This is a genomic window from Kitasatospora sp. NPDC043949, from assembly GCF_056435365.1.
Genome location: NZ_JBWKEQ010000001.1, coordinates 298,716 through 323,308 on the forward strand (window position 1 = coordinate 298,716; position 24,593 = coordinate 323,308).

At 72.8% G+C, this 24,593-nt stretch carries 24 protein-coding genes; 8 read left to right on the forward strand and 16 right to left on the reverse strand.

What is annotated here, in order from left to right:
• Positions 1–4: 4 nt before the first annotated feature.
• The 3 genes from AC07AL_RS01490 to AC07AL_RS01500 all read right to left on the reverse strand — a co-directional run bounded on the left by AC07AL_RS01490 (position 5) and on the right by AC07AL_RS01500 (position 3,611).
• Positions 5–1,318: a deoxyguanosinetriphosphate triphosphohydrolase gene (locus AC07AL_RS01490; protein ID WP_478316448.1), complete on the reverse strand. Its 1,314-nt coding sequence runs from the start codon at positions 1,316–1,318 to the stop codon at positions 5–7.
• A gap of 175 nt (positions 1,319–1,493) precedes the next feature.
• On the reverse strand, positions 1,494–2,459 hold the full coding sequence (locus tag AC07AL_RS01495; protein ID WP_363620333.1) for an SGNH/GDSL hydrolase family protein: 966 nt from the start codon (positions 2,457–2,459) through the stop codon (positions 1,494–1,496).
• Positions 2,460–2,666: 207 nt separating this feature from the next.
• Complete coding sequence (locus tag AC07AL_RS01500; RefSeq protein ID WP_363586327.1) at positions 2,667–3,611, reverse strand: PAC2 family protein; 945 nt, start codon at positions 3,609–3,611, stop codon at positions 2,667–2,669.
• 645 nt (positions 3,612–4,256) lie between these two features.
• Here AC07AL_RS01500 and AC07AL_RS01505 point away from each other — a divergent pair.
• Positions 4,257–4,985 carry a GNAT family N-acetyltransferase gene (locus AC07AL_RS01505; protein WP_363586328.1) on the forward strand — a complete coding sequence of 243 codons (729 nt, stop codon included), beginning with the start codon at positions 4,257–4,259 and terminating at the stop codon, positions 4,983–4,985.
• A 16-nt stretch (positions 4,986–5,001) separates the two neighbouring features.
• On the opposite strand, the gene AC07AL_RS01510 is transcribed toward AC07AL_RS01505, so the two are convergent.
• Positions 5,002–6,264: an ADP-ribosylglycohydrolase family protein gene (locus tag AC07AL_RS01510; protein WP_478316451.1), complete on the reverse strand. Its 1,263-nt coding sequence runs from the start codon at positions 6,262–6,264 to the stop codon at positions 5,002–5,004.
• Between the two features lie 111 nt (positions 6,265–6,375).
• Between AC07AL_RS01510 and AC07AL_RS01515 the strand changes: the two genes are divergently transcribed.
• On the forward strand, positions 6,376–7,371 hold the full coding sequence (locus AC07AL_RS01515; protein ID WP_400843514.1) for a hypothetical protein: 996 nt from the start codon (positions 6,376–6,378) through the stop codon (positions 7,369–7,371).
• Positions 7,372–7,401: 30 nt separating this feature from the next.
• Here the strand turns inward: AC07AL_RS01515 and AC07AL_RS01520 are convergent, their stop codons facing one another.
• The 6 genes from AC07AL_RS01520 to AC07AL_RS01545 all read right to left on the reverse strand — a co-directional run bounded on the left by AC07AL_RS01520 (position 7,402) and on the right by AC07AL_RS01545 (position 15,370).
• Positions 7,402–7,917 carry a ribonuclease gene (locus AC07AL_RS01520; RefSeq protein WP_363586331.1) on the reverse strand — a complete coding sequence of 172 codons (516 nt, stop codon included), beginning with the start codon at positions 7,915–7,917 and terminating at the stop codon, positions 7,402–7,404.
• A gap of 253 nt (positions 7,918–8,170) precedes the next feature.
• A complete protein-coding gene (gene ppdK, locus AC07AL_RS01525; RefSeq protein ID WP_363586332.1) occupies positions 8,171–10,879 on the reverse strand; it encodes a pyruvate, phosphate dikinase in 2,709 nt (902 codons plus the stop codon).
• Between the two features lie 564 nt (positions 10,880–11,443).
• Positions 11,444–12,613 (reverse strand): tRNA dihydrouridine synthase DusB, encoded by a 1,170-nt coding sequence (dusB, locus tag AC07AL_RS01530; protein WP_363586333.1) that lies wholly within the window; start codon positions 12,611–12,613, stop codon positions 11,444–11,446.
• Positions 12,614–12,720: 107 nt separating this feature from the next.
• On the reverse strand, positions 12,721–13,509 hold the full coding sequence (locus AC07AL_RS01535; protein ID WP_478316454.1) for a DUF4097 family beta strand repeat-containing protein: 789 nt from the start codon (positions 13,507–13,509) through the stop codon (positions 12,721–12,723).
• 2 nt (positions 13,510–13,511) lie between these two features.
• Positions 13,512–14,156 (reverse strand): response regulator transcription factor, encoded by a 645-nt coding sequence (locus AC07AL_RS01540; RefSeq protein ID WP_363586335.1) that lies wholly within the window; start codon positions 14,154–14,156, stop codon positions 13,512–13,514.
• Positions 14,144–15,370 carry a sensor histidine kinase gene (locus AC07AL_RS01545; protein WP_363620324.1) on the reverse strand — a complete coding sequence of 409 codons (1,227 nt, stop codon included), beginning with the start codon at positions 15,368–15,370 and terminating at the stop codon, positions 14,144–14,146. The genes AC07AL_RS01540 and AC07AL_RS01545 overlap by 13 nt, the downstream gene beginning before the upstream one ends.
• Positions 15,371–15,505: 135 nt before the next feature.
• Between AC07AL_RS01545 and AC07AL_RS01550 the strand changes: the two genes are divergently transcribed.
• Both AC07AL_RS01550 and AC07AL_RS01555 read left to right on the forward strand, forming a co-directional pair.
• The gene (locus AC07AL_RS01550) at positions 15,506–16,150 is read left to right on the forward strand and encodes a hypothetical protein (protein ID WP_478316456.1); all 645 of its coding nucleotides are present in this window, start codon (positions 15,506–15,508) and stop codon (positions 16,148–16,150) included.
• A complete protein-coding gene (locus tag AC07AL_RS01555; RefSeq protein WP_363586338.1) occupies positions 16,147–16,533 on the forward strand; it encodes a hypothetical protein in 387 nt (128 codons plus the stop codon). Before AC07AL_RS01550 ends, AC07AL_RS01555 begins: the two co-directional genes overlap by 4 nt.
• 16 nt (positions 16,534–16,549) lie before the next feature.
• Here the strand turns inward: AC07AL_RS01555 and AC07AL_RS01560 are convergent, their stop codons facing one another.
• Complete coding sequence (locus AC07AL_RS01560; protein ID WP_363629236.1) at positions 16,550–17,461, reverse strand: helix-turn-helix transcriptional regulator; 912 nt, start codon at positions 17,459–17,461, stop codon at positions 16,550–16,552.
• Between the two features lie 102 nt (positions 17,462–17,563).
• Here AC07AL_RS01560 and AC07AL_RS01565 point away from each other — a divergent pair, with 102 nt between their 5' ends.
• Entirely contained in the window at positions 17,564–19,033 is a 1,470-nt protein-coding gene (locus tag AC07AL_RS01565) for an MFS transporter (protein ID WP_478316458.1), read from the forward strand.
• Positions 19,034–19,247: 214 nt separating this feature from the next.
• Here AC07AL_RS01565 and AC07AL_RS01570 read toward each other — a convergent pair whose 3' ends face one another.
• Together AC07AL_RS01570 and AC07AL_RS01575 are read right to left on the reverse strand one after the other, a co-directional pair.
• Positions 19,248–19,838: an alpha/beta hydrolase gene (locus tag AC07AL_RS01570; RefSeq protein ID WP_478316460.1), complete on the reverse strand. Its 591-nt coding sequence runs from the start codon at positions 19,836–19,838 to the stop codon at positions 19,248–19,250.
• A gap of 38 nt (positions 19,839–19,876) precedes the next feature.
• Complete coding sequence (locus AC07AL_RS01575; RefSeq protein ID WP_363586341.1) at positions 19,877–20,806, reverse strand: phosphatidylinositol-specific phospholipase C; 930 nt, start codon at positions 20,804–20,806, stop codon at positions 19,877–19,879.
• A 206-nt stretch (positions 20,807–21,012) separates the two neighbouring features.
• On the opposite strand from AC07AL_RS01575, the gene AC07AL_RS01580 reads away from it, so the two are divergent.
• The gene (locus AC07AL_RS01580; protein WP_363629230.1) at positions 21,013–21,246 is read left to right on the forward strand and encodes a hypothetical protein; all 234 of its coding nucleotides are present in this window, start codon (positions 21,013–21,015) and stop codon (positions 21,244–21,246) included.
• Positions 21,247–21,249: 3 nt separating this feature from the next.
• On the opposite strand, the gene AC07AL_RS01585 is transcribed toward AC07AL_RS01580, so the two are convergent.
• The 3 genes from AC07AL_RS01585 to AC07AL_RS01595 are packed head-to-tail and all read right to left on the reverse strand — an operon-like array spanning position 21,250 to position 22,602.
• Positions 21,250–21,717: an NUDIX hydrolase gene (locus AC07AL_RS01585; protein WP_363620312.1), complete on the reverse strand. Its 468-nt coding sequence runs from the start codon at positions 21,715–21,717 to the stop codon at positions 21,250–21,252.
• Positions 21,704–22,066 (reverse strand): hypothetical protein, encoded by a 363-nt coding sequence (locus AC07AL_RS01590; RefSeq protein ID WP_478316462.1) that lies wholly within the window; start codon positions 22,064–22,066, stop codon positions 21,704–21,706. Before AC07AL_RS01590 ends, AC07AL_RS01585 begins: the two co-directional genes overlap by 14 nt.
• Positions 22,063–22,602 (reverse strand): helix-turn-helix domain-containing protein, encoded by a 540-nt coding sequence (locus tag AC07AL_RS01595; RefSeq protein WP_478316464.1) that lies wholly within the window; start codon positions 22,600–22,602, stop codon positions 22,063–22,065. Before AC07AL_RS01595 ends, AC07AL_RS01590 begins: the two co-directional genes overlap by 4 nt.
• A 70-nt stretch (positions 22,603–22,672) precedes the next feature.
• Between AC07AL_RS01595 and AC07AL_RS01600 the strand changes: the two genes are divergently transcribed.
• Positions 22,673–23,041 (forward strand): hypothetical protein, encoded by a 369-nt coding sequence (locus AC07AL_RS01600; protein ID WP_478316466.1) that lies wholly within the window; start codon positions 22,673–22,675, stop codon positions 23,039–23,041.
• Positions 23,042–23,443: 402 nt separating this feature from the next.
• A complete protein-coding gene (locus tag AC07AL_RS01605; RefSeq protein ID WP_478316468.1) occupies positions 23,444–24,517 on the forward strand; it encodes a methyltransferase domain-containing protein in 1,074 nt (357 codons plus the stop codon).
• Positions 24,518–24,593 lie beyond the last annotated feature (76 nt).

Genomic DNA, 24,593 nt, shown 5'->3' on the forward strand with positions numbered 1-24,593 from the left:
GCGGTCAGGCCCAGGCGGCGCCGACGAGCCTGGCGTGCAGGGCGAGGGCGGAGGCGTCGGTGAGGGTGGCGATCTGGTCGATGACCGCGCGCAGGGCGGCCCGGTCGTCCTCGGCCTCGCGGTAGAGCGCGCCGAACACCGGGTCCAGGCCCTCGGGGGCGCGCTGGGTGAGCACGTACGCCAGCTCGGCGATCACGATCCGCTGGCGGGCCCGCAGCTGGGCCTGCTCGTCGCGCTGCATCACGAAGCGGACGGCGACCGCCTTGAGCACCGCGACCTCCAGCCGGACGCCCCGCGGCACCACCAGCTCGGCCGTGTACCGGGTGAGCCGGCCGGGGCCGTAGCGGGCCCGGGTGGCCTGCTCGGCGGCCAGGCAGAAGCGACCGATCAGCTGGCTGGTGAGGTCCTTCAGCCCGGCCCGGGCGCGGGCCGTGCCGTCGTACTCCTGGGGCCACCGGTCCTGGGCGAGCAGCCGGTCGAGGGCGGTGGCCAGTTCCTCCGGCTCGGCGTCCGGGGCGTAGCGCTCGGCGACCTTGAAGAGTTCGGCCCGCTCGCTCGGCGCCCGCAGCGCGGCCGGGTCGATGTGGCCGGCCTGGAGGCCGTCCTCGACGTCGTGGGTCGAGTACGCGACGTCGTCGGACCAGTCCATGACGGTGGCCTCGAAGCACTTGCGCCCGGCCGGGGAGCCGGCCCGCAGCCAGCGGAACACCGGCAGGTCGTCGGCGTAGACGCCGTACTTGGGCGAGGCCGGGTCGGTGGGGTGGGCGCCGCGCGTCCACGGGTACTTGGTGGCGGCGTCGAGGGCGGCGCGGGTCAGGTTGAGGCCGACGCTGCGGCCGGGCCAGGGGGCGAGCCGAGCGGCGGGGTGCTCACCCTCCGGGGCGAAGCGCTTGGGTTCGAGCCGGGTGAGGATGCGCAGCGACTGCGCGTTGCCCTCGAAGCCGCCGCAGGCCTCGGCGGCCTGGTCGAGCGCCTCCTCGCCGGTGTGGCCGAACGGCGGGTGGCCGATGTCGTGGGCCAGGCAGCCGGCCTCCACGAGGTCCGGGTCGCAGCCCAGGGCGGCGCCCAACTCCCGCCCCACCTGGGCGCATTCGAGGGAGTGGGTGAGCCGGGTGCGGGGGAAGTCGCTGCGCATCGGGGCGACCACCTGGGTGGTGCCGGCCAGCCGCCGCAGCGCCGCCGAGTGCAGCACCCGGGCGCGGTCGCGCTGGAACGCCGTGCGGCCGGGGCGCTTGTCCGGTTCGGGGACCCAGCGGGCCTCGGCGGCGTGGTCGTACGGGAGCGGGGCGGCGGCGAGGCGGTGCGCGGTGTCATCCATATGCCCCTCACGGTACGCCGCGCCCCCGACAGCCGGGGTGTGCCGCGCACGAAGGGGCGTGGGCCGGAGCGTGAATCCTGCGGTACGCGCTGATGTCCGCCCCGGCCCCGGTGACGCGCCGGTGGCCGCCCCGGCCCGCCGGGCGCCGCCTGCGGTCCGGCCCCGGCCTCCGGCCTCAGCCGCGGACGGCCTTGAGGACGACGGCGGCCACCGCCTCCTGCCCCTTGGCGTTGGGGTGGATCGCCGCCAGGCCCGGGGCCGGGAAGGGCGGTTCGACCCAGCGGGTGGCCTCGCCCGCGCACATGTCGTGCCCGGCCGAGGGGGCGGCCGCGTCCACGAACACCGCGCCCGCGCCCGCCGCCCGCCGCTTGAGCATGCTGTTGAGCTGCTGCTCCTTCTCCGAGAGGAAGCCCAGGTCCCCGGCCGCGACCGCCTTGCCCAGCACCGACCGGCAGCTCGCCGGGTCGGCCGGGAGCAGCGTCGGGTACCCGATCACGTAGACCCGGGCCTGCGGGGAGCGGTGCTTGATGTCCTGCAGGATCCTGCCGAGTTGCTCACCGGCCGCGTCGACCTTGCGCTGCACCTCGTCCGTCCCGCCGGAGGCGTAGTGCTCGCGGCAGGGCGAGGAGGCGCGGGTGGCGCCGACGATGCCCTTCACCGCGTCCACCAGGTTCTCCTTGGCGCACTCCTTGACGACCTCCATGAAGCCCGCGTCGTTGCCGCCGATGCCGACCGTCACCAGGCGGGTGGCCGAGGTCAGCGCGTCCAGCTGGGGCGGGTTGGTGCCGTGGTCGGTCTCCTGGGCGCCGGTCAGATCCCCGGTGCGGGCGCCGCTGCAACTGACGTCCTGGAACTGGCCGGCCGGCAGCCCGAGCCCCTTCGCCACCAGGGACGGGTAGTTGACCCCCGAGCGGGAGCAGCCCTTCGGCTCGCCCACCTGCGGGGCGATCTTCAGGCCGGCGGTGTACGAGTCGCCGAGGGCCACGTACGGGCCGTTCGGCGGCGGCGTGGACTTGGCGTTCTTGGCGGGCAGCGCGCCCGCGAAGCCCTCCGTCCCGCCGTCCGGGGCGGTGCACCCGGCGAGCAGCAGCGCGGCGAGCCCGGCCGTCAGGGCGACGGCCGGGCGGATGGTCCTGGACATGGTCGTGGGCATGGCATCCCCCCGGGGGATAGGCGTCACGGGCAGCTCCGTACGGCGGCGCGTCCCCCGACGCCGCCACCACCAACGAACGGGGCCCGCGAATGACTCCCGTGGCTCCCGGCCACCGCCGACCCGGCCGGTTCCCGCCGCTACGGGGCCGATTCCGCGCCGGACCCGCTCCCCGCCCGGACCTGTTCCGCGCCGGGCCTACTCCGCGCCGCGCTCGTGCTCGGCCAGGAACTGCTCGAAGCGCCGCCCCAGCTCGTCCGCCGACGGCAGGTCCACCGGCTCGGCCAGCAGGCTCTCCCGACCCTCCGCCCCCGCCACCGCGTCGTACTGGCCCTCCATGCCGCGGATCGCCGAGCGCAACTCGCCGTCCCCGTGCGCCAGCTGCTCCTCGATGTCGGCGTACACCTCGCCGACCCGCTCGCGCAGCCGGGTGCCCGGCAACACCAGGCCGGTGGCGGACTGCACCGCCTCCAGGATCAGCACGGCGGCCGCCGGGTACTCCGAGCGTGCCACGTAGTGCGGGACGTGCACGGCGAAGCCCAGCACGTCGTGCCCGGCCTCGGCCAGGCGGTACTCCAGCAGCGCCTGGGCACTGCCCGGGACCTGCGCCTGCTCGAACCACTGCGGGTAGCCGGCCGCCAGGTCGAGCCGGTTGCCGTGCGGGGTCAGGCCGACCGGGCGGGTGTGCGGCACGCCCATCGGGATGCCGTGGAAGTCCACCGCCAGCCGGACCTCGAAGCGCTCCACCAGCTCGCGGACGGCGCCGGCGAAGCGCTCCCACTCGACGTCCGGCTCGGGGCCGGTGAGCAGCAGGAACGGCGCGCCGGCGCCGTCGCGGACGAGCTGGAGCAGGATCTCCGGCGGCTCGTAGGACGCCCACTGGTCCCGGTCGAAGACCATCGCGGGGCGGCGCGCCCGGTAGTCGACCAGGCGGTCGTGGTCGAAACGGGCCACCACCTGCGGCGAGCCCGTCTCCAGCAGGTGGGCCACCACCTGGCCGCCGGCCTCGCCGGCGTCCATGAAGCCCTCGAAGTGCTGGAGCAGCACGAGGCCCGCACCGGTGTCGCGCAGCTCCGCGGTGGCCGCGGCCACCGCGGCCACGCCCTGCTGATCCAGCTCGTACAGCGCCTGGAAGTCACGCACCGCGCACCCAACCCCGTTCTCTACTCGTCACGACGTACCGGCTTCTCGTCCTCTCCAGCGTGCCGGGCGCCGCCGGAATTCCCGACCCGCCCGGCGGCGGGTCCGGCGGCCTCTCCGGACCGCTCCGGACCATGATCGCACCCGGGTGGAAAGCCCCTGGTCACGGGTGTTCAACGGCCCGTCCGGGGGCGGGTCGCAGCGGCCCGCACCGCCATTCGCGTGCCGGGAAGTGACGCACCGCCTTCTGACGGGTATCGTCCTCTCGCTGCCTCGCATCGTCGCGTCGTCGTCACGTCGTCCCGTAACGCCGTCGGCCACGTCCCGGACCGGTGCTCGGCCAGCCCACACGACGCATCTTGCCTTCATCTGGCCGCCTGTTTCCTTCGCGCTCCCGTTTCCTCATCGGCCATCTCGCGGACGCACGCTGTCCCCTCGCTCATCCCCGCCGGACCGGTCCGTGGACCCGAGTCCGTTCCGGCACCGCGCTGCCCGCCTCCGGGCCGCCGCCCCCGCCCCGCCCGACCGGCTCTCCGGCGTGCGCGGGTACCGGCGGGCGTGCTCCGGGGCCGGGGCGACTGTCCCTGCCTCCCGAGCCGTACCCCGGCACGGTAGGCACCCTCCGACCGATGAAGGACCGAAGGTTCCGTGCCCGTACCTGTCATCCTCACCGGCCGCACCGTGCGGCTGGAGCCCCTCGCCGCGCACCATGCCTCGGCCATCGCCGAGGCCGGCGCCGAGGACCGTACGACCTACGCCTTCACGCCCGTCCCGCACGGCCTCGAAGCGGCCCGCGACTACATCGCGCGCGCCCTCGCCGACCAGGCCGCGGGCCGGTCGCTGCCGTTCGCGACGGTGAACGTGGCGGACGGCCGGGTCGTCGGCTCCACCCGATTCCTGGAACTCGACTACTGGCGGGGGCCGATGGTCTGGCCACCGGTGCCCGGGGTGCCGTTCGGCGACCCGGCCACGGCCGTCCCGGACGCCGCCGAGATCGGCAACACCTGGCTCTCGCCGCGTGCCCAGGGCACCGGCATCAACACCGAGGCCAAGCTGCTGATGCTGCGCCACGCCTTCGAGACCTGGGGGGTGCAGCGGATCTCGCTGCGCGCCGACGCCCGCAACCAGCGCTCGCGCACCGCCATCGAGCGGCTCGGCGCCACCTCCGAAGGCGTCCGCCGGGCCCACTCGCGCGGGCTCGACGGGGTGGTGCGCTCGACCGCGTTCTACTCGATCCTCGACGACGAGTGGCCCGCGGTGCGGGACATCATCGAGCTGCGGATCGCCGCCGCCACCTCGCCCAGCGCCCCGGATCCGGCGATCAACCAGGAGTGCCTTAGACACGGCGGCGGTCCCGGGCACCTGATCACGGCCTGAAACGGTCCGAAGGGGGCTACGGCCGCCACCCGTAGCCCCTGGCGGCCAGGCCGAGGACCCGTGCGAGGAGCTCCGGATCGGCAGCTCCCCGGAAGCGGTCGGGGTGCGCCTCGGCCAGCGCCGACCCGGGCCGCCAGCCGCCGCCGCGCACCGGGGTGACCCGGACGCTCCAGATCTCGAAGCCGGTCCAGCTGCGGTGCAGGCGCAGCACGCCCTCGGCGGTGTGGGACACCCACTTGTCCTCCATCTCCCGGGGGCGCAGCCCGGCCCGGATCCGCTGCCACTCCTCGTCCGTCCAGACCACGTCCGGCACCGGGCAGGCGCGGGGCAGCAGCATGGGCTTCAGGCGGCCCTCCCTCTCCGGGGCGGGCCGGACGCCGCCCGGCTCGGGGAACGCCCAGCCGGGCAGCGGTTCGCGGGCGGCCAGCCAGGCGGCCGGAATGCCCTCGGTCCCGGTGTGCGCGGCAACCACTCCCCCGGTGATCGCGGCCACCGTGTCCATGTCGCCGCCGGCCGCGACCGCCTCCCGGACGGCGGCCGGATAGTCGCTCAGGTGCCGGGCGGCGCACCACAGGGCGTACGGGACGGTGTCGACGGCGGACGTCCGGCTGCCGTTGCCCAGGATCTCGGCGGCGGCCCTCGGGTCCGGTTCGGCGAGCAGCTGGACCGCCTCGGTGAGGCCGTCACGGACGGCGCCGTAAGGGGTGAGGGAGATCACCGCCTCCAGGAAGGACTCCGGCGTCATCGCCCCGGTGCGCGCCCGCACCGCGTACGCGGTGGCCACCGCGACCGCGATGGCGCCGTCCACCGCCTGCGGGTGGGTGTGGGTGATCACGGCGGTGTCGGCGGCGGGCCGGACCGCGGCGGCCGGGTCCTCGGCGTACGCCGCCCCCAGCGGGGCGACCCGCATCGCGGCGCCGTTGCCGTACGAGCCCTGGCCGTCGAAGAGTTCGGCCGCCAGGGCCTTCGCGTCACCGCCCTCCCGGACCAGCCGCAGCATCCGGTTGGCGGCCGGACCGTACCCGCGGTCGAAGTCGTGGCGCCGGGCGAAGGCGTGGGTGAGGTCGAAGGTGTCGATCGTGCCGCGTTCGGTGTGCGCGGCGTACACCGAGCACGCCATCTCGGTGTCGTCGGTCCACGGCCAGGGGCCGGGCGGGTCGGTGCGGGCGGCGAAATGGGCGGCGGCGGTGGCCGGGACGAAGAGCTGTGCACCGTAGGCATCGCCTACCGAAAGGCCGTTGAGCGCGTCGAGCGCGGGGCCGGTGGGTGGAGTCGTCATATGGCCCTCAGCTCAGTGGTTCGACCGGCGCTCCGTCAACCTCATTCTCGTAGGCTCCCCCGACGAGCGATGTTTCGCATACATCCGATCATGGTGGGCAGCACCCGGGGCATGACCCGCGTGAACCCGCTCGACCCCGTCGTGCTGCTCGGCGCCGACCAGCAGCACATCGTCACCCGGGCGCAACTGCGCCGGCTCGGCGTGCCGTCCGGCACCATCGCCCACCGGCTGCGCCCCGACGGGCCCTGGCAACAGGTGCTGCCCCGGGTGATCTGCCTGCAGTCCGGCCGATTGACGGCGCATCAACGGCTGCGCGCCGCGCTGGCGTACGCGAGCCCCAAGGGGCGGGCGCCGCAGGCCGGGGAGGTGCTGCTGACCGGGGACGCGGTGCTGGCCGACGTGGGGCTGCCGAGCGCCGGACACCCGACCGACCTGGCCCGGATCGACGTCCTGATTCCCGCCCAACGCCGGGTCCGCGACCGCGAGTTCGTCCGGATCCACCGGTCGGTCGGGCCACTGCCGGGCGGCTTCGAGCGGGACGACGGGCTGTGGAGCACCACCGTCGCCCGGGCGCTGGCCGACCTCGCGCCGGGCGAGACCGGGCAGCACCGGTTCCGGGCGCTGTGCGCGGAGGCCGTCCAGCGGCGGCACTGCGAACTCGGCGAGCTGCTGGACCACTTGCTGGCCCGGCCGGGCGCGCTCGGACTGCCGCAGGTGGCCCGGGTGGTGGAGGACCTCACCGCCGGAGTGCGATCGGTGGTGGAGGGCGAGGCCCGCGAACTCCTCGCGCACGCGGGCCTGCCCGAGCCGCTGTGGAACCCGGTGCTCTTCCTGGACGGCCGCTTCCTCGCCGTCCCGGACGCCTACTGGCCGCACGCCTGCGTGGCGTTGGAGATCGACTCCCGCGCCTGGCACCTGCGCCCCGCCGACCACGAACGCGGCCTGGCCCGCGCCAACCGGCTGACCGCCGTCGGGCTCCCCGTGGTCCGCACCACCCCGGTCCAGCTCCGGCGCGACCCCGTCCCGGTGTTCCACGAGCTGACCGCCCTCCTCACCACCGGCCCGCACGGCCCCCACCGCCGGATCAGCTGGCGCCGGGCCCGGTGAGGGGTGCGGGGTGTCACGCGACTCGGGGTGTCAGCAGCGCGGATCGATCTCCTGGAAGGTCCCGTAGTGGTCCGGCGACCAGTACTGCTCGCCGGAGCCGCCGGTGACCACGCGGCGGGTGCCGCGGTCGTTGGAGCCCGGGGTGACCACGGTGAACTCGTGGTAGTAGCCGCCGGACTTCTTCGGCAGACGGCTCTCGCGGTTCTCGAAGACGATGCCGTCGCGGTTGTACGGGTACGGGCCGTTCTTGGCGATCAGGCCGAGGGTGTCCTGGGCCTGGCTGGGGAGCTTGCTGCGGCAGACGTCGGCGAGCGCCGGGTCGGCGGGCACCCAGGTGCCGCTCGGGGCAGGGGTGCCGCCGGCGGGCGGGGACGGCTTGGGGGCCGAGGACTTGGGGGCCGAGGCGCCCGCCGAGGTGGCGGTGGAGCTCGCGGCGGCCTTGGGGTGGCTGCTGCCGCCCTTGCCGGCGAGCAGGTACCCGATGCCGGCGACGAGGGCCAGGATCAGGACGGCCACGACGACGAGCGGGCTTTTACGTCTGGTCATGCGCCCCAGCTTGGCAGGCCCGCGGGCGCCGCCCGGCCAGCTACACACGTGGCCGCCGCCACATCCGGCCGGCCGGGGACGGGCGGCCGGGGACAGACGGACGGCCGGGCGGGGACGGACGCCATTGTCCGTTCCCGCCCGGCCGTTGTTACGTACGCCGGTTCTCCTGCGCCGAGCTCCGGTGTACGCCCTCCCGACGGGGAGGGAAGCGGTCAGTCCGGCCCGCGGCCGAGGAGGGGATGCCTACCCTCTCTCAGCGCGGGTCGCTGCCCGCCGTCTCGATGGCGGCGCGGCCTGCCTCCAGGCGCGCCACCGGGATCCGGAAGGGGGAGCAGGAGACGTAGTCCAGCCCCACCTCGTGGAAGAAGTGGACCGAGTCCGGGTCGCCGCCGTGCTCGCCGCAGACGCCGAGCTTGAGGTCGGGGCGGGTGGCCCGGCCGGCCTCGACGGCGTGCTTGACGAGCGCGCCGACGCCGTCGCGGTCGATGGTCTCGAACGGGGAGACCCCGAAGATGCCCTTCTCCAGGTACGCGGTGAAGAACGAGGCCTCCACGTCGTCCCGGGAGAAGCCCCACACGGTCTGGGTGAGGTCGTTGGTGCCGAAGGAGAAGAACTCGGCGGCCTCGGCGATCTGACCGGCGGTGACCGCGGCGCGCGGCAGCTCGATCATGGTGCCGAGCTTGATGTCCAGCTGCACGCCGGTGGACTGGGCGACCTCGGCGAGCACGCGCTCGCACTCGTCGCGGACCAGCTCCAGCTCCTGGACGGTGCCGACCAGCGGGATCATCACCTCGGGGCGCGGGTCCCCGCCGGCCAGCCGGCGCTCGGCGGCGGCCTCGGCGATGGCGCGGACCTGCATGCCGAACAGGCCGGGGATGACCAGGCCGAGGCGGACGCCGCGCAGGCCCAGCATCGGGTTCTGCTCGTGCAGCTTGTGCACCGCCTGGAGCAGGCGCAGATCGTTCTCGTTCGGGTCCTTGCGGGCCTCGGCGAGGGCGACGCGCACCGACAGCTCGGTGATGTCCGGCAGGAACTCGTGCAGCGGCGGGTCGAGCAGCCGGACGGTGACGGGCAGGCCGTCCATGGCCTGGAAGAGCTCCAGGAAGTCGCCCTTCTGCAGCGGCAGCAGGGTGGAGAGGGCGAGCTCGCGGTCCTTGTCGTTGTCCGCCAGGATCAGGTGCTCGACCTCCTTGCGGCGCTCCTCGCCGAGGAACATGTGCTCGGTGCGGCACAGGCCGATGCCCTGGGCGCCGTAGCGGCGGGCGCGCCCGCCGTCCTCGGCGTTGTCGGCGTTGGCGCGCACGGCGAGCCGGCGGCGGACGTCGGCGTGCGCCATCAGCCGGTGGACGGCCTGGACGAGGCCGCCCTGGACGTCGGCGCCGGCGTGCAGGGTGCCCTCGAAGTACTCGACGACGGGGGACGGCAGGACGGGGACCTCGCCGAGGTAGACCTTGCCGGTGGCGCCGTCGATGGAGACGACGTCGCCCTCCTCCAGCACCAGGCCGCCGGCGGTGGTCATCCGGCGGCGCTTGGTGTCGACCTCCAGCTCCTCGGCGCCGCAGACGCAGGTCTTGCCCATGCCGCGGGCGACGACGGCGGCGTGCGAGGTCTTGCCGCCGCGTGAGGTGAGGATGCCCTCGGCGGCGATCATGCCGTCCAGGTCGTCCGGGTTGGTCTCGCGGCGGACCAGGATGACCTTCTCGCCGGAACGGGACCACTTGACGGCGGTGTAGGAGTCGAACACGATCTTGCCGATGGCGGCGCCGGGCGAGGCGGCGAGGCCCCAGGCGATCTGCTGGGACTCGGCGTTCGGGGCGAAGCGCGGGAACATCAGCTGCGAGAGCTGGCCGCCGGTGACCCGCATGAGGGCCTCGTCCAGGTCGATCAGGCCCTGGTCGACCAGCTGGACGGCGATCCGGAAGGCCGCGGCGGCGGTGCGCTTGCCGACGCGGGTCTGCAGCATCCAGAGCTTGCCGCGCTCGATGGTGAACTCGATGTCGCAGAGGTCGCGGTAGTGGTTCTCGAGCGTCTGCATGATCGTCATCAGCTCGTCGTACGACTTCTTGTCGAGCTTCTCCAGCTCGGCCAGCGGCAGGGTGTTGCGGATGCCGGCGACGACGTCCTCGCCCTGGGCGTTGGACAGGTAGTCGCCGTAGACGCCCTGGGCACCGGTGGAGGGGTCGCGGGTGAAGGCGACACCGGTGCCGGAGTCCTCGCCAAGGTTGCCGAAGACCATGCTGCAGACGTTGACCGCGGTGCCGAGGTCGTTCGGGATGCGCTCCTGCCGGCGGTACAGGCGGGCGCGGTCGCCGTTCCAGGAGTGGAAGACGGCGTGGATGGCGAGGTCCATCTGCGCGCGCGGGTCCTGCGGGAAGGCCCGGCCGGTCTCGCGCTCGACGATGCCCTTGAACACCTCGACGAGCGCCCGGAGGTCGGAAGCGTCCAGGTCCAGGTCGTTGGCGGTGCCCTTGGCGTGCTTGGCCTCGTCCAGGGCCTCCTCGAACAGCTCGCCGTCGACGCCCAGCACGGTCTTGCCGAACATCTGGACCAGGCGGCGGTAGGAGTCCCAGGCGAAGCGCTCGTTGCCGGACTGGGCGACGAGACCGACCACCGAGGCGTCCGAGAGGCCGATGTTCAGGACGGTGTCCATCATGCCGGGCATGGAGAACTTCGCGCCCGAGCGCACCGACACCAGCAGCGGGTTGTCGGGCTGGCCGAGCTTCTTGCCCATCTCCTGCTCGAGCGCGTCCAGGTGGGCGCTGATCTCCTGGTGCAGCGAGGCCGGCTCGCTGCCGGTCTCCAGGAAGACCTTGCAGGCCTCGGTGGTGATGGTGAACCCCGGAGGGACGGGGAGGCCAAGGTTGGTCATCTCGGCCAGGTTCGCGCCCTTGCCGCCGAGAAGGTCCTTGAGGTCCTTGTTTCCTTCAGTGAAGGAGTAAACAAACTTCTGCTGGGACGGCACGGGTCGGTCTCCTCGTACGCGGTTGCCCTGACGCCGGAGAACATACCCATTTCGAAGGTTCTTCTCTGCCCCGAATGGGCCGTACGAGGCTGGTACCCGGGGGTAACCCGATAGATCGAATGCACATAAAGGCGTTCACCTCTGTTGGTGAAATCGTCCGGATGACGCTAGCCAACCTTCAAGTCTTGAACGAATAGAAACACGAAGATCGCATGATTCGGACGCTGGGTAGCGGTCGCGGGTCGCCCGCGTTGCCCCGGCTTGATTTCCTGCACTCGGATCGGCCGATCACCGGCCCACCGGCTTCGGGAAGCGATTCACAGTCGACCTGTCCATTTCGTCCACTGACCCGCCGCCAGGCGCCACCGCATGTGGCAAGCGTCACCAGCGCATCTCACCGGTCGAACGTAGTCCGCCTCCGCCGATCGTCGCACTCCGTCCAGAAACGTGCCCGTTCCGTGACATCGGATCGCCGAAAAGGAGCCCTCCTGTCCAGGTTGGACAAGAGGGCTGGGACCGAGTGGCGATGGGCCCCAGGGGGCCGATTTCGCCATTATGGACAGGTCATCCGCCAGAGGTGTCCGATTCGGCATCCGCCCCCGGTCGGGCGCAGTCGTACGGATCGTCCAACCAGCCCTCGGGCAGCACCACCCGGTTGTTGCCGGCGGTACGCCCGCGCGGCCCGTCCGCACCCGCCGGCCAGGCCTGGGACTGCTCCACCAGGGCGAGGGTTCCGGCCAGCTCGACCAGGGAGGAGGAGTTGGCGAGCTTCACCCGCAGCTCCGAGCCGACCGAGAAGCCCTTGGTGTACCAGGCGACGTGCTTGCGGAAGTCGATCACGCCGCGCGCCTCGTCCCCGATCCACTCGCCGAGCAGCTGCGCGTGCCGCACCATGGCCCGCGCCACGTAGCCGAAGTCCGGGCGGGCGTAGTCGACCTCGCCCTCGAAGATCGAGACCAGGTCCCTGAACAGCCACGGCCGGCCCAGGCAGCCGCGGCCCACCACGACGCCGTCGCAGCCGGTCTCCCGCATCATCCGCAGCGCGTCGTCCGCCGACCAGATGTCCCCGTTGCCCAGCACCGGGACGTGCGCCGGAACGGACTCGCGCAGCCGGGCGATCGCCGACCAGTCGGCCGTCCCGCCGTAGTGCTGGGCGGCGGTGCGCCCGTGCAGGGCGATCGCGGCCACGCCCTCCTCGGCGCCGATCCGGCCGGCGTCCAGGTAGGTGAGGTGGTCGTCGTCGATGCCCTTGCGCATCTTCATGGTGACCGGCAGGTCGCCCGCGTTGGCCACGGCCTCGCGCAGGATCTCGCGCAGCAGGTTGCGCTTGTACGGCAGCGCCGAGCCGCCGCCCTTGCGGGTCACCTTGGGGACGGGGCAGCCGAAGTTGAGGTCGATGTGGTCGGCCAGGCCCTCGTCCGCGATCATCCGGGCGGCCTTGCCGACCGTCACCGGGTCCACGCCGTACAGCTGGATCGAGCGCGGCTTCTCGCTGGCGTCGAACTTGATCAGCTGCATGGTCTTGGCGTTGCGCTCGACCAGGGCCCGGGTGGTGATCATCTCGGAGACGTACAGGCCCTTGCCGCCGCTCTGCTCGCGGCAGAGCGTGCGGAACGGCGCGTTGGTGATGCCGGCCATCGGCGCCAGCACGACGGGCGGCCACACCCGGATCGGGCCGATGTCCAGCGGCGCGAACTCGGCGTCGGGCGCGGTGGGTGCGGGCGTGGCAGTCATGCGCGGCTGACCTCGGGGCAGGGGAACGGGACTCTCCATTGTCCCCCACTCGGGTCAGCCCCTGTTTCCGGGCCGCTCCGGGACTCCCCGGGGCCCTCCGGGCCTCTCTAGGCCGGGTCGATCGTGATCGAGCCCGAGGTGACCGAGCCGTGGATCCGGTTCGGACTGGCCGGGTCCGCCAGGCTCGGGTCGATGTGGCGGCTGCCGCTGCCGACCTCGCCGCTGAAGGCGTAGTGGGAGTCCTGCGGCAGGGCCAGCTTCACCGAGCCCGACCCGCTCCTGGTGTCCACCGACCGCGGCGCCCTGGAGAAGGCCAGGTCGACCGCCCCCGAGGTGGTCTCCGCGTACACCTGCTCCGAGCGCAGGCCGGTGCCCTGCACCATCCCGGAGGTGGCGTGCGCGTACACCTGCCCGGACGTGCCGGTCAGTTTCAGCTCGCCCGAGGTGAGGTCCATCCGGACGCCGCCGCTCAGGCCGTCCACCTCGACGCTGCCCGAGCTCACCTGCCCCGACACGTCGGTACCGGCCGGCACCTCCAGCTCGATCTGGGCACCGCAGCCGAAGTCGGCGAACGGCAGGAACTTCCGGCACTCCATGCCGACCGTGAGCACGTCGCCGTCGAAGGTGGTCGACACCGACGGCTTGCGCACCATCCAGTCCAGGTTCTGCCGGACCACCACCCGGCCGTCGCGGCCCGCCCTGATCCGCACCGAGGCGCTGCCGGTGTCCAGCCGGAGCTTGTGGATGACGACGTTGTACGGCTGCGTCGAGGTCGTCTGCTGCTGCACCACCGTCGCCCAGGTCTGCATCCCGGCGCCGATCATGACGACCGCGATCGCGAGCGTGCCGGTGGTCCGCCAGGCCTTCCGCCCCCACGCCTTCGTCGGTCCGCCCACGGCTACCCGACCTCCAGGAACCGCAGCACCGCCAGCACCCGGCGGTGGCTGTCGTCGGCCGGCGGCAGGTCGAGCTTGGTGAAGATCGAGTTGATGTGCTTGGCCACCGCGCTGTCGCTGACCACCAGGGCGGCCGCGATCGCGGCGTTGGAGCGGCCCTCCGCCATCAGGCCGAGCACGTCCCGCTCGCGCGGGGTCAGCTTCTCCAGCGGGTCCCGGTGGCGGCGCACCAGCAGCTGGGCCACCACCTCCGGGTCCAGGGCGGTGCCGCCCGCGGCGACCCGCTGCAGCGCCTCCACGAAGTCGTCCACGTTGGCCACCCGCTGCTTGAGCAGGTAGCCGACGCCGCTGGTGTTGGTGGCCAGCAGGTCGGCGGCGTAGCGCTCCTCCACGTACTGGGAGAGCAGCAGCACGGCGACGTCCGGCCACTGCCGGCGGATCATCAGCGCGGCCTTCACACCCTCGTCGGTGAAGCCCGGAGGCATCCGGACGTCCGCCACCACCACCTTCGGGCGGTGCTCCTCGACGGCCGCCAGCAACTCGGTGGCGTCCCCGACGGCGGCGGCGACCTCGAAGCCCACCGCCTCCAGGACCTTGACCAGGCCGACCCTCAGCAGGACCGAGTCCTCGGCGATCACAGCGCGCACGGCAACTCCACGGTGATGGTGGTGGGGCCCCCGAGGGGGCTGAGAACGGACAGTGTGCCGTCGACCGAGGCGGCGCGCTTGCGCAGGCCGGTCAGCCCGGTGCCGCGCGAGGCGTCCGCGCCGCCCACGCCGTCGTCGCTGATGACCAGGCGCAGCCGGCCGCCGACCGTCCGCACCGAGAGGTCGACCCGCTGGGCGCGGGCGTGCTTGGCCACGTTGGTCAGGGCCTCGGAGACGGTGAAGTAGGCGACCGCCTCGACGGTCGGGGCGACCGGCTCGGCGAGGTGGACGTCCAGGCGCACCGGCAGCGGGGCGCGGGCCGCGATGCCGGACAGCGCCGCGTCCAGGCCGCGGTCCTCCAGGACCGCCGGGTGCAGGCCGCGGACCAGGTCGCGCAGCTCGTCGATGGCCGCCTGCGCCTCCTCGTGCGCGTCCACGATCACCTGCATGACCTCGGGCGGGACGTCCTTGAGGGTGCGCCGGGCCAGGCCCAGGTTCATCGCGAGGGAGGTCAGGCGCTGCTGGGCACCGTCGTGCAGGTCCCGCTCGATCCGGCGGCGCTCGGCGTCCACCACGTCGACCAGCCCGGCCCGGCTCTCGGCGATCTCCTCGACCCGCCGCTCCAGCGCCTCCGCGCGGTTGGGGCCGAGCAGCAGCTGGGCCGTGCGCACCTCCAGCCAGGCCGCCAGCGCCGCCAGCCAGGGCATCACGGCCAGCAGCAGCACCCCGGCGACCGTGATCACCACGTCCAGCCCGGCCAGCTCCGAGCGCAGCGGGCTGCCGACGGGCATCAGCCAGACCCAGCCGTACACGCTGGCCATCACCACGCCGGCGCCCCAGGCGTACAGCACCACCAGCGCGCCCGCCGCCAGCAGCGGGCCGGCCAGCAGGTGGTGGACGCTCTGGCGCCAGGTCAGCCCCAGCAGCAGCCGGCCCGGCAGCCAGGCCCACGGCTCGCCCGGGCGCGGCGGCGACACCTCCACCCCGCGCAGGGCGCGCAGCCGGCCGCGCTGGGCGGCGGTGAGCGGGCGCGTGCAGATGAGGACCAGGGCCGTCATCGGGAAGAGCAGCTTGGACTCGGTGACGGCCAGCCAGACCGGCAGGGCCATCGGGAGGCCGGCGGCTATGAAGCGGGTGTCCCGCCAGGCCTCGGGCGACCACGGGGGGCGCCGAAGGCTCCTGACGAGCGCTCGGCGCAACGTGGTGGAGGGCATGACCGACAGCGTAGGGCGCGATGATCAACGGCCACCATGAAGGGGGGCTCACGGTCGGGGTGTATCTAGGTACACCCCGGATTCGGAGCACGGCACCACCGACAGCGGCCCATGATCGACGGGAAGCTGGACGGCATGACGAGCACCGCATCGCACTCCGCCACCCCGCCGCACCGGCGGCCCGTCCCCGGGAGCCACGGGGGTGTTCCCGGGGACGCGCTCCGCCGGACGGCGGGGCCGGAGGGGACGCTGCCGGTCGGGGCCGGGCCCTGGTCGGTCCGCAGCCTGGTCGGCCGCCGCGGCCGGGCCGCGCTGGAGGTGTACCAGGACGGCGAGTTGGCCGATGTCCTGGTCGCCGCCCGGCTCACTCCGCAGCTGCTGCGCGGTGCTCGGCGCAGCCCGGCCGGCGGGCGGGCGCACCACGTGCTCGCCTGGGGCCGGCTGGCGGCCGACGGCGGCGCGCCCGCGGTGGCGTTCACCGCCGGGCGGCTGGCCGGGCCGCTCCGGTCCGTGCGGTCGCTCGGGTCCGTGCGGTCATTCCGGTCCGTACGGTCGTTCCGGTCCGTACGGTCGCTCTGGTCGGCCGGGCCGTTCCGGTTCGAGCGACCGGCCGTCGGCGCCGAGGTGGTCACGGTCGCCGGGCGGTTCTGGCTCGCCTGGGCCGAGGGCCCGTACACCGGGGTGCTGGTCCGGCACCCCGGCGGGGACACCACCGAGCGGCAGCCGCTGGAGCGGGTGCGGCGCCGGGGCGAGGCCGCGGTCGTCGGAGGGGCCGCATGAGCACCGCCGTCCTCGCCGGCCGCCCGGCCGCCGCCCTCGTCCTGCCCGCCCGCTTCGAGCGGGTGCCGGTCGTGGCCGCCGTCGCGCTGCTGCCCTGGCTCGCGGTCCTCGCCGCCTGCCACGAGACCCCGTGGGTGGTGCTCGACCTGCTGGAGTTCTCCGCGCTGCTCTCGCTCGACGCCCTGCTGCGCCGGCGCAGCGCCGCCGCCGGCTGGGCCGGCGGAGCGGTGGCCCTGCTGCTCGCGGGGGACGCGCTGGCCGACATCGCCTGCGCCGGCCCGGGCCACGCGGTGCTCGCCGCCCTGGTGATGGCGCTCGGCGTCGAACTGCCGCTCGCGGTGGTGTGCGTGCTGCTCGGGCGTGCCGTCCTCACCCCCCGCTAGAAGCCGTCGGGCAGGGCTAGAAGCTGCTGGGCAGCCGGTTCATCAGCGCGCGGGTCTCCTCGTCCAGCGGGGTGTACGTGATCATCCGCGTCCCGAGTCGGGGGCCGAGCCAGAAGCTGGTGTACTCGCAGCGCAGCAGCCCGACGCCCGGCACCTGGAACCGCTTGATCCCGTTGCTCGGCCCCATCACCTCGTGCCGCTGCCAGACCTCCGCGAAGTCCGGCGAGGTCTTGAGCAGCCGGGCCAGCAGTGCCTTCCAGGCGGGCTCCGCGCTGTGGTCGGCCATCGCGGCACGGAACCGGGCCACCATGCCGAGGCGTTCGGTCCGGTAGTCGATCAGCACCTCGCGGAACCGCGAGGGGGTGAACGCCATCCACATCAAGTTGCGGTCCTCGGGCGGAAGTTCGTTGAGATCGCCGACGATCGCGGTGTACTGGGCGTTGTACGCGAGCACGTCGTAGCGGGGGTTGACGGCCACGGCCGGGTACGGCGCCATCTGCTCCAGCACCAGCCGCACGCTCTGGGTGACCGAGGGGCACTCCTTCACCGGCGCCGGATCCTCCGCGCCGGCCAGGGTGAACAGGTGCGCGCGCTCGCTCGGGTCCAGCAGCAGGGCGCGGGAGACCGCGTCCAGCACCTGGGTGGACACCTGGATGTCGCGCCCCTGCTCCAACCACGTGTACCAGGTCACCCCGACGGCGGCGAGCTGCGCGACCTCCTCGCGGCGCAGCCCCGGCGTGCGGCGGCGGCCGGTCGGGGGCAGGCCCACCTGGTCGGGCGCGATCCGCTCGCGGCGGCTGCGCAGGAAGGCCGCCAGGTCGTGCCGGCGGGCGTCGTCGGGGGTGGTCCGGGCTTGCGTCGCCGGGGTGGTCCGGGCTTGCGCGACCGAGGCGGACCGGGCTTGCGCGGCCGGGGTGGTGAGGCTCATGGTTCCTAGCATGCGCCAGCCCGGAGCCTGTTGCCAGGTACTTCTTATACCTGGATAACCACACTCTGGTACCAGGGTACGGCCAGGCGGATCGTAGGACCCGTGACCCAACAACTCGCCGTCGCCCCCGACCCGGTCCGCACCGCCACCACCCCCGGCGCCGCGACCGCGACCGCCGCCCGCAGCGCTGCCCCCTCCCTCGGCACCGCCGGGCTGGTCACCGTCCTGCTCGGGGCCTTCCTGCCGATGCTCGACTTCTTCATCGTCAACGTCGCGCTGCCCACCATCGACCACGACCTGGCCGCCGGGCCCGCCGTCCTCGAACTCGTCGCCGCCGGCTACGGCATCGCCTTCGCCGTCCTACTCGTCCTCGGCGGGCGCCTCGGCGACATCTTCGGCCGCCGCCGGCTCTTCGTCGTCGGCGCCGCCACCTTCGCCGTCACCTCGCTCGCCTGCGGCCTCGCCCCCGGCGCCTGGACGCTGGTCGCCGCCCGCGCCGCCCAGGGCGCCTCCGCCGCGCTGCTGATCCCGCAGGTCCTCGGCACCATCACCGCCGCCACCGACGGCGCCCGGCGCGGCCGCGCCCTCAGCATCTACGGCGCCGTCGGCGGCATCTCCGTGGTGATCGGGCAGGTGCTCGGCGGCATGCTCGTCGCCGCCGACCTGTTCGGCACCGGCTGGCGCTCCGTCTTCCTGCTCAACGTGCCGTTCGCGCTGCTCGCCCTGGTCCTCGCCGTCCGCTACGTCCCGGAGAGCCGGGCCACCCAGGCCGCCCGGGTCGACGTGCCCGGCACCGTCCTGCTCACCGCCTCGCTGCTCGCCCTGCTCGTCCCGCTGATGGAGGGCCGCGCCGCCGGCTGGCCGCTCTGGTCCTGGGTGCTGCTCGGACTGTTCCCCGTCCTCGCCGCCGCCTTCGTCCTGGTCGAACGCCGGGCGGAGCAGCGCGGCGCCACCCCGCTGGTGCCGCCGTCCCTGCTGCGCATCCCCGAGATGCGGCGCGGCCTCGGCATCGCCCTGCCCTACTTCACCGGCTTCGGCGGCTTCATGTTCGTCATCGCCGTCGCCCTCCAGCAGGGCCTGCACCTCGGTCCGGTCGCGGCCGGCTGGGCGCTCGTCCCGATGGCCGTCGGCTACTTCACCGCCTCGCTCTCCGGCCCCCGCCTGATCGGCCGCTACGGCAGCCGGGTACTGAGCGCGGGCGCCGTCATCCAGGCCGCCGGCCTGGCCACCCTCGCCGTCACCGTCCTCGCCGACTGGTCGCACTTCTCCCCGCTGCGGATGGCGCCCGGCGTCGCCCTCGCCGGCATCGGACAGGGCCTGATCGGCACCCCGCTGTTCCGCGTCGTCCTCGCCAAGGTGCCCGCCGCCCGGGCCGGCGTCGGCAGCGGCGTCCTGGCCACCGGCCAGCAGTCCAGCCTCGCCCTCGGCGTCGCCACCCTCGGCACCCTCTACCTGTCGCTCTCCCCCAGCCTCGGCATGGACCGCGCCCTCGCCCTCTGCCTGGGCCTCCAGCTCATCGGCTCCTTCGTCATCCTGTACCTGACCACCCGCCTCCCCCGCTCCATCGGCTGAGCCGACCGGCCCCACGGGCCGCGGCGACGGCAACGGCCCCGCGATCGACACCCGATCGCGGGGCCGCCGCCACGTCGCGCCAAGGTCCTGCGCCGCCCGGACACCGGCGGACCTGCCCTCACCTGCGACACCCGCACCACCGGCGCCGAAGAGCAACCCGCCGCCTGGGCCGCCCACCCCGGTTCGGCGTCCGCCGACCGGCTCCGGGCGCTCTCTAGACGTCGAGCGAGCCGACGAAGCGGTCCAGCCTCGAGACGACCTGCCGCAGCACCCCGGCCGACCCCACGGGATCATCCGCCAGCTCAAGGGAGTGATCCGCCGAGGGCACTTCCAGGGCCTCGTGCCCCACCGACCCGGCGACCTGTCGATCCCACAGCTGGTCGGCGCTCCCGCCGACCAGGAGCGTCGGCGCTTCGGATCGGCGCAGCGAGCGGGCCACCTGGTCGAGGGTCAGGACGGGCGTCAGCCAGGCCGCCGCCATCCCCCGATCGGCTGCGATGCCACAGGCGAGCGAGCCCAAGGACTTGCCGACCAGGAGACCGCAGGCCCCCTCCTCCGCGGCGACGGCCCGGCCGACCTGCCGCTCGACCCATGCGATCCGGTCGTCCACGGTGAACCGAGAGAAGTCGCCCGGGACCTGCCACCACAACTCCTGCACCGTCCAGCCGTGTTGGAGGAGCACGGCGCGGGCGAAGTGGAGCAGCGGCCTGGCGGGCGAGTAACCGACTCCGGGAATGACGAGTGCGACACGGGCAGGGTCACCGTCGAAACGATTCGGGACCGCGAAGGGTGAGGGATCAGGCATGCCGGCAGGCTACCCAGCGGTCGGGTCGGCGGCCCCGGTCAACGGCCGATGAAGTTCTTGTCGATGAGCAGTTGCAGGACGTCGGTGTGGAAGTCGGGGAAGTCCATCGGGACGATGCCGAAGTGGGCGGCCTGTTGGCGGCGGGCGTTCAGGTAGTCGCGGACGGGGGGCATGATGGCGGCCGCGTTGACCTTGGGCCAGCCGCCGTTGGCGTAGCTCGTGAAGTTCACGTACATCCGCGGGGAGCCCTGGTCGAGGAAGGCATGGTCGAACCAGTCGACGACGGCCTGGGACTTGGCGGCGAGGCTGATGCCCTGGAAGGTGTCCTGGGTCGCGAACCAGGTGTTGGTGCCACTGGACCACTGGATGACCGACCACGGGTTGGCGAAGTCGGCAGCGAGGACGACGCGGCCGCGGGCCTGGCCGAGGGTGGGCCACGAGGGGTCGGTCCAGAACAGGCCCCGGTAGCCGAGGTCGTCCAGGTAGTGGTTGATCCGGCGCTGGAACTCGGTGTCGTCGAGCCGGTTCCCGCCCGCGTACTCGTTCCTGACCCGCATGACCAGGGCCTCGCGCGGGTTGGCGGCGAGGAAGGAGCGGCACTGGTCGAGGACGTCCTGGAGCCGGACGTACTGGTAGTTGTCGCTGTGGTAGATGCCGAGTTCGTCGGCCGTCCCCGCGAGTCCGTTGCAGCGGATGTCGAGGAAGCGGATGCCGCGCTGGAGTTGCTCGGGCAGGCCCCAGTTCTGGGTGTGGGACCACTCGGTGCCGTGCATCGGGTCGGTGCAGCAGGAGTCGTGGGTGCCGGGGATCGTCAGGGCGGTCAGCGGCGTGGCGTCGCCCAGGGCGCTCATCCAGGCGGACGGGCTGACGGTGGCGGCGGCGGCAGACGGGCTGAACGCGGCGGCGGCCAGGAGGGCGCCACCGGCACCGGCTCCCCAGCGCAGGACGTCACGACGGGTGGGGCTCATGAGTGCTCCTCACATCGGCTTCCGAAAGGGGGAGTTGTCATGCCCCCTTCCCGATCTGCTCGATGGGACGGGCCCCGAAACCCGTGGCGCGCGGCAGGAGAAGTCGACCTGGTCGACTTCTCGTGCGGCGGGTCAGGTGGAACTGACCCTTCCGTGGAGATGGTTCGTCATGGGACGATCCAGGACCGGGGGAAAGGTGAGACCTCATGACCTTCGTCATCGCGTTCCTGGTCTCACTCGTGACCGCCATCATCGGCACGACCGTCCTCCTGGGCCGCCGAGAGCGGGCCCGCAGCGGCCACTCGGACGACACCGAAGGGCTGCTGATCGAACACCAGCGAACCGCGCACGCCGCCCAACTGCGCGGGACCTACTCCAGCCAGGCCGTCCACCACGGCACCGGATTGATCAGCGACGACCTGCACAAGCACTACTCCTAGGCCTCAGCGCACGACGGGGGTGCGGCCGCTGCGCCAGTCGGCGAGGCGCTTGCGGATGCTCGGCACCATGGGCAGGCCGTCGGCATCGGCTGGGGAGAACCAGCCGACCTCGAACGACTCGCCGGAGACCCGGAGTTCGCCACCCAGCGGCTCACCGAGCAAGCAAATGGAGAACTCCTGCCGCACCTCGCCGTCGTCATAGGCGAAAACATGGCCAGGGTCGGTGTAGGTGCCCACAATGCCGGTGATGACGACGTCGATACCGGTCTCCTCACGGGTTTCGCGGACGCCGCAGTCCGCGAGGGACTCCCCGAGCTCCATCTTTCCGCCGGGCAAGGCCCACATGCCGTTGTCGGTACGACGCTGAAGGAGTACGCGGCCATCGCCGTCGACCACGACGACAGAGGCCGCCGGCACCAGGCTGTTTGCCTTCGGCGCATGCGGGTCGTTCTCGAAATCACGCCTGGCCATGCGCAGCCACCTCCCAGATGCTTCGACCTCGGCTCCACAACTCTTCGACATGATCCGCGAATCGGTCGAACATGCCATCCGACTGGGTGCGTCGAAGATGGAACATGGGCGAGTCGTGGCCGACCCTGCGGGCAAGGATCGGAGTCACCAGCATCTCGTCATCGAACCGGAAGACAGACAGGTTCACATGCCCGGTCTCGAACCGACCCTCGACGTTCGAGACATCTCGCAATCGCTCCAACTCGCTGATGGTCACAGCGATCCGTGTAGCCAGCGTGAGGGGAACGCCCTCCTCAAACTCACGGGCTCTCGTCACTGGACTGTCAGGATCACCGATGAGGAATCTCACACGACAGCCCCCTGAGCCTTCCGCCGCAACGCACCGGCAAGGTTCGCCTGCTCAAGCCACAGGAAGTAGTTGGTGTAGCCGGCGAACGTCAACTCACGCTCGGCCTTGGTAATCAGCGATCGCCAGAGCGAGGACGGCGCCGCCGAGCGGTACGGAAATACCTGGACAACCTCTCGGTCAGGGCCAGTCCTAAGGGTCGAGCGGGCAGTAGTAGGCCACAAAGCGACTTCCTCCTCACCTAGCGCCCTACAAGCCGCCCATCGATGTCGAGCATGGGGAGTACGGCCGGGATCGGCGATCCATCGGCTGACGGTCTTGGCGTCGACTCCACACGCCTCAGCCAGCTGCGCTTCCGTCATCTTGGCACTGGCCAAGGCGCGCCGAAGACCATGGTTCATATTCCATCTCCGCAGCACATCGGGGACGGGACGAACCATAGCCGCGAAGTGTCCCAAACGTCCCGCAAACACAGTAGGAACGGCCCACGCCAAGGTGGAGCATCGGATCGTGATCGAGCGATGACACAGCGCGATCATTGCCGGTCAGTCGATTGCCATATTTCCGGACAGTCTCGTCACGCAAGGAAATCCGAACGCCATGGCTTCCATGCTCAGAAAAATCACCGCCGAGGACCGCCGCGAGGCCGCCGACGCCCTCGACGACCTCAAGGCGACCCTCGCCTACGCCGGTACCCAACTCCCCTCCCCCGGAATCGACTGGGCGTGCGCCTCCGTCACCGGCATCGTCCTGATCGACCTCGGCGCCGCCCCGACCTCCGTAGTCGTCCAGATCGTCGACGTGCTCCGCGCCGGCGTCCGCGCCCGTCGCGAGCAGGCCGACCAGCAGCCGTGGCACCCCTCCGTCGGTGCGACCGTCACGCTCAACGCGCCGGGCGGCGTACCCCTCGCCGCCAAAGTCGTGAGTGCGAACGGGAAGTTGGTCACCGTGCGGCTCGACAGCTGGCTCACCCCGTGACGGCCGCCACCCCCACCGCCCCCGACGCCGCTCTCGTCCACGACAGCCGCACCGGGCGACTCGGCGTCGTCATGGACCTCGTCGCCGGCCTCCTCCACCTCCGCCCTCCCCATGGCGGCGTCGAGTGGACGGCCCGACCCGAGGACATCGGCCCGCCGCCCCCGCAGAACTCGTGGCGCTACCGACCCGCCCCCACCCCGCCCTGGTCGCCGCCGCAGCGTTCTCCATCGCGACCGGGGCGGGCGCAGGGGCACTCGCCTCCCGCCCGCTTCGCCACAGCGACCCCAGCATGGCGAACCTCTTCTTCCTCCTCGTACTCTGCGTTGTCACCGTGCTGGTCAACTCCGCACTCAGCAAGGCGATCCAGCACAGACGTACACACCCGCCCCAGGAGGGAGAACCGTGACCCCGGACACCGCAGCCGCGCGCCGAACACTCGCCGACCGGCTTGAGGCGGACGGCGCCCTGACCAGCCCGGCACTGCGCGCCGCCGTGGAGGCCGTGCCCCGGGAGCCGTTCCTGCGGCCCGGGGTGTTCGTGTCCACCGGCAGGCGCCGCTGGCGGCCGGTGACCGAGCGCGGCGCCGATCCGGCGGAGTGGGTCGAACTCGCGCACAGCAATCGGTCGCTGGTCACCCAGCTCAACGGGCATCTGACCGCCGACCAGGTCTCCGCGCCCGTCCGGGGCTTCCCCACCGCCTCCACCACCGCCCCGGCCGCCACCGTCCGCATGATCGACGCCCTGGGCGCCGAGGACGGGCACACCGTGCTGGAGATCGGCGCCGGCACGGGCTACTCGACGGCCCTGCTCCGCCACCTCCTCGGCGAGCGCAACGTCACCACCGCCGAGGGCGACCCCGAGGTCACGCACGACCGGGTGATCGCCACCCACGCGGTGCGCCGCATCCCCCACACCTGGGTGCGGCAGACCAAACCCGGCGGCACGATCCTGGCCACGGTCGGCACCTGGCCCGAGGGCGCCGGCCTGGCCAAGGTCACCGTCCACGCGGACGGCACCGCCGACGGCCGGATCATCGGCCGCTCCGCCCTCCCTCCCGTCCGGCCCGATCGCCCGGTGCCCCCGGTCGGCAACCTCACGGCCCGGGCGGCAACCACCGAGCCGAAGCGACTGGCGCACGTCTCCCCCACCCTCCTCAACAACCCGGCGCCGGCCATTCTCGCCCAACTCTCCTTCCCAGACGCCAAGTTCACCGTCTCAATCGGGGAGGATCTGGAGTCGATCTACTGCCTGTCCATCCCCGGATCCGTCGCCGAGGTCGCCGACGACACCTACGGCTGGACGGTCCACCAGAGCGGCCCGGTCGCCCTGTGGGACGAGGTCGAGCGCATCCTCACCGCCTGGCAGGAGGCCGGCCGCCCCGACCTCACCGCCGTCCGCCTGCGGATCACCGACCGGGCGACCCACTACTGGGTCGACGGCCACCCCGCCCTCCGCTGGGAGCACACCACTACCTGACGGCTCGACAGAACACTTCCGGGAATGGGGTGATCTCGGGACGACAGGGCCAACCGATGGAATGCTGTGGCTCGGT

What these genes read in the sequence shown, in the direction of transcription:
- AC07AL_RS01560 (WP_363629236.1), bottom strand. Translation starts at nt 17,461, where the DNA reads ATGAGCCTCACCACCCCGGCCGCGCAAGCCCGGTCCGCCTCGGTCGCG.
- AC07AL_RS01555 (WP_363586338.1), top strand. Translation starts at nt 16,147, where the DNA reads ATGAGCACCGCCGTCCTCGCCGGCCGCCCGGCCGCCGCCCTCGTCCTG.
- AC07AL_RS01515 (WP_400843514.1), top strand. Translation starts at nt 6,376, where the DNA reads ATGACCCGCGTGAACCCGCTCGACCCCGTCGTGCTGCTCGGCGCCGAC.
- dusB (WP_363586333.1), bottom strand. Translation starts at nt 12,613, where the DNA reads ATGACTGCCACGCCCGCACCCACCGCGCCCGACGCCGAGTTCGCGCCG.
- AC07AL_RS01570 (WP_478316460.1), bottom strand. Translation starts at nt 19,838, where the DNA reads ATGCCTGATCCCTCACCCTTCGCGGTCCCGAATCGTTTCGACGGTGAC.
- AC07AL_RS01490 (WP_478316448.1), bottom strand. Translation starts at nt 1,318, where the DNA reads ATGGATGACACCGCGCACCGCCTCGCCGCCGCCCCGCTCCCGTACGAC.
- AC07AL_RS01550 (WP_478316456.1), top strand. Translation starts at nt 15,506, where the DNA reads ATGACGAGCACCGCATCGCACTCCGCCACCCCGCCGCACCGGCGGCCC.
- AC07AL_RS01510 (WP_478316451.1), bottom strand. Translation starts at nt 6,264, where the DNA reads ATGACGACTCCACCCACCGGCCCCGCGCTCGACGCGCTCAACGGCCTT.
- AC07AL_RS01495 (WP_363620333.1), bottom strand. Translation starts at nt 2,459, where the DNA reads ATGTCCAGGACCATCCGCCCGGCCGTCGCCCTGACGGCCGGGCTCGCC.
- AC07AL_RS01520 (WP_363586331.1), bottom strand. Translation starts at nt 7,917, where the DNA reads ATGACCAGACGTAAAAGCCCGCTCGTCGTCGTGGCCGTCCTGATCCTG.
- AC07AL_RS01545 (WP_363620324.1), bottom strand. Translation starts at nt 15,370, where the DNA reads ATGCCCTCCACCACGTTGCGCCGAGCGCTCGTCAGGAGCCTTCGGCGC.
- AC07AL_RS01600 (WP_478316466.1), top strand. Translation starts at nt 22,673, where the DNA reads ATGCTCAGAAAAATCACCGCCGAGGACCGCCGCGAGGCCGCCGACGCC.
- AC07AL_RS01595 (WP_478316464.1), bottom strand. Translation starts at nt 22,602, where the DNA reads ATGATCGCGCTGTGTCATCGCTCGATCACGATCCGATGCTCCACCTTG.
- AC07AL_RS01585 (WP_363620312.1), bottom strand. Translation starts at nt 21,717, where the DNA reads ATGGCCAGGCGTGATTTCGAGAACGACCCGCATGCGCCGAAGGCAAAC.
- AC07AL_RS01575 (WP_363586341.1), bottom strand. Translation starts at nt 20,806, where the DNA reads ATGAGCCCCACCCGTCGTGACGTCCTGCGCTGGGGAGCCGGTGCCGGT.
- AC07AL_RS01580 (WP_363629230.1), top strand. Translation starts at nt 21,013, where the DNA reads ATGACCTTCGTCATCGCGTTCCTGGTCTCACTCGTGACCGCCATCATC.